The following is a 3,273-nucleotide window of genomic DNA, read 5'->3' as shown; positions in this document are numbered from 1 at the left end:
CCGCCAACCCCACCACCGCCCCAAGCTGGCGTCTGTCGCACTATCCACGGCGGAAGTGAACTCTCTCTCAACCGCCCCCTGCAAACTATCCGGGTTCCGGTGAGTCGGGAGAGTGCAACCGAAGGGTTTACCACGCTAATTCTACCTACTTCGGCGGAGAAAATGAGCATTCAGATACTGATAGGAGACAACAAGGGATGGTCAATTCTACCCAAAAATCAAGTCGTCGTTTGGCAAGATGCCAACACGCTGGACTTTTCCCCCAACTTACGAATTATAAAAGGCGATCGCAAACTTTTGGTGCTGAATCTTCCGGTTAATCATTTCACCCTAACGGTGCAACCTGTCGTCAATCCTGAAAGTCAGGTGGCGGGAACAACTCAAGTTTATCCTGTCACTCTCTCCGCCACAGGTATCACGTCTCCGTTTCAATTCTTAGAGAATTCGTTCACTCCGGGTAAATCTTTCCTACCCCCTCTGAACTCAATTCTCAATCGCACTCAACCCGGTGATTTGTTAATCCCCAATCGCTTTGCCCGTGAACTGACTATTTCAGAAATTACGGGCGCGTTATTGGTAAATACAAACTCGATATTTTTGGCTTTAAGGTTCCCACGAAAAATCTCGTTTCGACTATTTTTGCAGGTGCGATTGAAGTGGGCAGTCTGGGGGCGAGTTGGTTTAGCCGGAAGCAAAAAACGGATGAGTTAGACTGACGATTAAAACCAAAATAGTCTTGTACGGCGTTGGGTTTCGACTTCGCTCAACCCAACCTACAATTCCTTGAATTCAATCACAGTTTCGCTTAACTAAGTCTCATGCAACATTTAAGCTTACCGAAAATAACCCCTTCTCTAGTCGTTCACATTGGCAGCGTTATTACCCAGTTTTTCCTATTCTCCGCCGCCCTATCTGTTGTCTTATTAGATCAATCTCGAACCACAAATTTTAATGCCTGGACAACGGAGGAAAATTTGGCTGAAGTGAAGACAGAATCACCAAACCCTTAGAGATTGTCAATCAGGTTCTCCAAGCCGAAGCAGTACAATATATTCCCAATCTGGATGACTATATTGAGCAAGAAATCCGCAAACGAAAAAATCAGGACTAACTCTACTTTTCTATCAAATCCACGATCAACTGTGCTAACTGATGAGTCGCGCCAATGGGTTCACCCAGCTTGATTTGGAGTTGAGGATATTGCTGTTGTAAATCAATAATAGTTTGAGCGATCGCGGGAATAACCGTAAGTGATTTGGCTTGGCTTTGGGCTAGTAACTGGAATTTCCTTATTATTTGATAGAGGGATTGAGAAGGGGGTTAATTCCGGCTCATATTTTCCCTCTTGGGTGTTGATTGATTAGTCAAATCTTAGTTCGGTCAATTAACTAAGTATTTTTACTCAATCAATGGCTCGTTTTAGCGATCGCCCCTCATGCTTCAGTCATACTTCATCTTGAAGTGCGGAATGTGGGTTTGAAAATGCTCTCTCGTGATTCTTTATCGGTTAGGGAATAGGGAGTGAGGAGTAGGGATTCACGCCTTGAACACTATCGCCGGATCAAGATGCATTACCTTCTGAATCGCAAAAATAGCCGAACCGACACACATACCCACAGTAATTGCAAAAACAGCGATCGCCGATACTGGCGTAATTAAAATAAGAATACCCTCCGTGGCAGCAGCCCAAGTCGCTACACCATAGCAAAGTGCCATACCAGGCAGATAACCCAGCACTGCCATCCAGAGTGCCTGTTGAACAATCACGCCATAAATTACCCAATCAGACGCGCCAATAGCTTTGAGCGTACCGAACTCTTTAAGATGATCAGATACCGAGGAGTAAAGAATTTGACCAACAATAATCGTTCCCACAATAACACCGACAACCGCACCCAAACCCAGAATAAACCCAATTCCTGTACGCTGCTGCCAAAAAACTTGATTCTTCTCAATAAACTCCTCTTGGGTATAAGCACGGGTATTGGGTAGCGTAGCTTCTAGTCTTTGCTTGAGTTCTTGCAAATCCTGATCGGCGTCGGCTTCAATCAATACATACTGAATTAAGTCTGATGCGACTAATGTATTGGGAGGTGGTGGCGATTCGGTAGAAGTTTCAGTTTCAGGAAGTCTAGAATAAGTATTGGTACATTCTAACTCCTGTGCTCCTGAAGGCAACGTGCAGGAAAGCTCCGAAGTTTGACCTGATGTTAAAAACCCATTAGCACTTTGTAGAGACGTGAACATGAACGAATTGGAGACGACTGAGTTATTGCCTTTGGTGAAACCAACCACCCGCGCAGGCAGTGAGTTTACGTCTGCAATATCTCCAATCTGTCCCACATTCAATGAATCTATGCTCGTTGTATCCACCATAATGGTGTAAGGCTTTTTAAAGTCGCTGACATTGCCTTGAATGATATTTCTCGGTGTAAACAATTGCCCATTCAAATCAAATCCCACCACTCTGACTCGCGTAATTTCACCCTGCGGCGGACGCCATAAAGCACTGCTAAAAATCAGCCCTTCCGCTCGTTCTACACCCTCCACTGTCCGAGCCTGAAGAACATGAGATAGAGGAATTGGCAATGTTAGTTCAACTTGTACCAACTGATCTGAAGCTACCCAAATATCGGCATTGGAATTGTAAACTAACTGAGCTGTCGAACGAATAAATCCATTAAAAATACCCGTTTGCAAAGTAACCAAGCTAACGGCAAACATAATTCCAGCTTGAGCTACCAGAAAGCGAGGAATGTCTTCGAGCAGGTTTTTACGGGAAAGGGAAACCATTTTAAGTAGGGAGTGGGGGAGAACTCTGTAGAACAGGCATTTTGTCTGTTATTATTACTTCTTTACCCTAGCTCTTCCTGCTCGTCCTTTTCTTCCTGGGGAGTCCACAACAGACGAACAGCCATCAGAGCGAAGCCTACTGCTGCGATCGCTTTGAGTACCCGTGTCGGGAATAACTGAGCGACTCCTCCCCCCGCCAGCACTCCTATAAATGTTGCTAAGATTAATGCTGTTACTGCGCCAAAAAATACGGCACGGGGAGACTTGAGACTACCTCCTAGAGCGATCGCTGCCAATTGGCTTTTGTCTCCAATCTCTGCCAAAAATACGGTTATAAAACTCAATCCGAGTAATTGCCAGTCCATAATTAATTCGGTTGTTAGTTAGTGATTAAGAGTTAGAAGCCAGAAGTCAGGAGACAGAAGTCACAACACAAAGGGGATTCAGAGTATATAAATTTTCTCCCCAGCACCCCCGCAC

At 44.9% G+C, this 3,273-nt stretch carries 4 protein-coding genes; 2 read left to right on the top strand and 2 right to left on the bottom strand.

Annotation, left to right across the window (positions count from 1 at the left end):
• Both IQ257_RS29155 and IQ257_RS29150 read left to right on the top strand, forming a co-directional pair.
• Positions 1–711, top strand: a 711-nt coding sequence (locus tag IQ257_RS29155; protein WP_193933477.1) for a hypothetical protein, incomplete at its 5' end; no start/stop codon positions are given.
• Between the two features lie 107 nt (positions 712–818).
• Positions 819–1,010, top strand: a complete 192-nt coding sequence (locus tag IQ257_RS29150) for a hypothetical protein (RefSeq protein WP_193878129.1) — start codon at positions 819–821, stop codon at positions 1,008–1,010.
• 526 nt (positions 1,011–1,536) lie between these two features.
• Here IQ257_RS29150 and IQ257_RS29145 read toward each other — a convergent pair.
• Both IQ257_RS29145 and IQ257_RS29140 read right to left on the bottom strand, forming a co-directional pair.
• Positions 1,537–2,793: an FtsX-like permease family protein gene (locus IQ257_RS29145; RefSeq protein ID WP_193878127.1), complete on the bottom strand. Its 1,257-nt coding sequence runs from the start codon at positions 2,791–2,793 to the stop codon at positions 1,537–1,539.
• A gap of 62 nt (positions 2,794–2,855) precedes the next feature.
• Positions 2,856–3,158: a TMEM165/GDT1 family protein gene (locus IQ257_RS29140; RefSeq protein WP_193878125.1), complete on the bottom strand. Its 303-nt coding sequence runs from the start codon at positions 3,156–3,158 to the stop codon at positions 2,856–2,858.
• Positions 3,159–3,273 lie beyond the last annotated feature (115 nt).

Origin of the sequence: Coleofasciculus sp. LEGE 07092 (assembly GCF_015207375.1) — a bacterium.
Taxonomy (GTDB): Bacteria; Cyanobacteriota; Cyanobacteriia; order Cyanobacteriales; family Coleofasciculaceae; genus LEGE-07092.
Note: the sequence above shows the minus strand (reverse complement) of the source record. Positions and strands in the feature narration are given on the sequence as shown.

Bases quoted from the DNA above. Each gene is read 5' to 3' on its own strand.
- IQ257_RS29150 (WP_193878129.1), top strand. From the start codon at position 819: ATGCAACATTTAAGCTTACCGAAAATAACCCCTTCTCTAGTCGTTCAC.
- IQ257_RS29145 (WP_193878127.1), bottom strand. From the start codon at position 2,793: ATGGTTTCCCTTTCCCGTAAAAACCTGCTCGAAGACATTCCTCGCTTT.
- IQ257_RS29140 (WP_193878125.1), bottom strand. From the start codon at position 3,158: ATGGACTGGCAATTACTCGGATTGAGTTTTATAACCGTATTTTTGGCA.